Annotated in this window: 1 protein-coding gene; it reads left to right on the top strand. The window is 75.1% G+C overall.

The window, feature by feature from the left end; all coding sequences use genetic code 11:
• On the top strand, nt 1–2,004 hold a 2,004-nt coding region (locus ABZ914_RS50210; RefSeq protein WP_500201652.1), incomplete at its 5' end, for an ATP-binding SpoIIE family protein phosphatase.
• Between the last annotated feature and the right edge of the window lie 439 nt (nt 2,005–2,443).

Here is a 2,443-nt window from a genome sequence, read left to right on the forward strand (position 1 = left end):
GGCCCGCACTCGCCCCCCCCGCCGCAGGAGCTGATCGGCCGCGCGGCCGCCGACCTCGTCGCCGACGAGGCCAAGGCCGAACTCGAGACGCTGCTGGAGGCCCTGGCCGCCGGCCAGGAGCGCACCGCGGTGCTCGCCGTCCCGCGCGGCGACGGCGGCCCGTCCCCGGACGCGGTCGTCACCGCCCAGCCGATGCTCGGCGGCGAGACCGGCACCGGCCCCGCCGGCCTGCTGTACGTGCGGGTGCCGCTGCCGCCCAGCGAGCGCTACCAGGACCCGGCGCTGATGCGCCGCGCCCTCATGGACGACCAGCTCACCCGGTTCGGCGCGTCCCTCGACCTCGACCAGTCCGCCCGCGGCCTCGTCGACGTCGTCGTCCCGCACTACTGCAACGCCGCGTCCGTGCTGGTGCTGGAGAGCCTCGTCGCCGCCGACGAGGTGCACAGCGAGTCCGGCGCGGCGGTGCTGCGCCGCATCGCCGTCACCTCCGACGACGGCAACCCCGCCTGGGGGGCCACGTTCCCCGTCGGCGAGGTCCTGGTGTTCCCCGAGGGCACCCCCTACCGCCAGGTGATGGAGACCGCCCAGCCCGTCCACCTGCCGCACATCGACGCCGCCGCGGCCGGCGACATCGGCGCGAAGTGGCGCCGCCGCCCCGCCGGCGACCTGCTCAGCGGCGTGTCCATGGTGCTGCTGCCGATGATCGCCCGCGACACCCTGCTCGGCTTCATCGCCTGCACCCGCATCCCCGGCTTCCGCAAGTTCGACGCCTACGACGTCGAGATCGGCATGGAGTTCGCGGCCCGCGCCGCCATCGTCATCGACAACGCCCGGCAGTTCAGCCGCGAGCGCTCCACCGCCCTCGCGCTGCAGCGCAGCCTGCTGCCGCTGCGGCTGTCCGCGCCGTCCTCGGTCGAGGTCCGGCACCGCTACCTGCCCGGCAGCAAGCTCGTCGAGGTCGGCGGCGACTGGTACGAGTCGATCGCGCTGCCCGGCGCCCGCGTCGCGCTCATCGTCGGCGACGTCGCGGGGCACGGCGTGCGCGCCGCGGTCACCATGGGCCGGCTGCGCACCGCCCTGCACACCCTCGCGAACCTGGAACTGCCGCCCGCCGACGCCCTGCACGTCATGCACGAGCTGATGATCGAGCTCGGCGAGCAGGAGCCGCACTTCGCCACCTGCGTGTACGCGGTCTACGACGCCACCACCGGCACCATCGAGATCGCCTCCGCCGGGCACCTGCCGCCGCTGCTGGCGAGCCCGTCCGGCGACAGCGACTACCTGACCGTCCCGCCCGCGCCGCCGCTCGGCGTCGCCGGCGGCGCCGCCATCGAGAGCCGCGAGTTCACCGTCGAGGACGGCAGCCTGTTCGTCATCTACACCGACGGCCTGGTCGAGAACCGCGGCCGCGACATCGACGACGGCCTCGCCCGCCTCAAGGGCATCTTCGGCCCCGGCGCCGTCGACCGCCCCATGGAGGACCTCGCCAAGGCCACCCTCGCCGGCGTCTACGCCGACCAGCACCGCGACGACATCGCCGTCCTCATCGCCCGGCTGCGCCGCATCCCCGAGGACCGGTTCGTCTCCTGGACGCTGCCCGCCGACCCCGCCGCCGTCCGCCGCGCCCGCGGACTCGTCCGCACCCGGCTGGAGGAGTGGGGCCTGGACGAGCTGGACTACACCACCGAGCTCCTCGCGTCCGAGCTCATCACCAACGCGCTGCGCTACGCCCCCGGCCCGATCGAGCTGCGCCTGCTCTTCGAGCGCACTCTCGTTTGCGAAGTCCTGGACCGCTCCGCAGCGCTGCCCCGGCTGCGCCGCGCCGAGGACGACGACGAGAACGGCCGCGGCCTCCTCGTCGTCAGCCAGATCGCGCACCGCTGGGGCACCCGCCGCACCGCCGCCGGCAAGGTCGTCTGGTGCGAGCAGATCGTCCCCGGCATCGACCCCGACCCGGTCGACCTCGACTCCAGCTGGCCCGGCGAGAGCCACCACCGCGAGTGACCCGCCGCGCCCTCAGAAGCCTCGAACCCCGGCCACCGGTGACGGACGCCCGCACGCACTGAGGGGACCGCAGCGGCCCTGGCCACCGGTCCGGGGCGGCACGCGGAGCGAGCGCAGCGCACGGAGCACGGCGCCGGTCATGTGAAGCGCGCGGTGAGCCCCAGCCACCGGCACGGGTGGGCATGCCGAGCGAGCGTGGTCACCGGTTACAGGCGGCAACGCGGAGTGCGTGAGCATGGTGGGCCCGGCCATCGGTCACGAGCAGGCACGCGGAGTTGGTGAGCGCGGTAGCCCGGCCACCGGTCACGGGTGGGGAAGCGGAGCGAGCGTGGTCACCGGTTGCGGGCGGCCACGCGGAGCGCGTGAGCGCGGTGAGCCCCAGCCGTCGGCACGGGTGGGCACGCGGAGCGAGCGCCAGCGAGCGGAGCGGGCACGCCCG

Origin of the sequence: Spirillospora sp. NPDC046719, from assembly GCF_040645715.1 — a bacterium.
GTDB lineage: Bacteria > Actinomycetota > Actinomycetes > Streptosporangiales > Streptosporangiaceae > Spirillospora.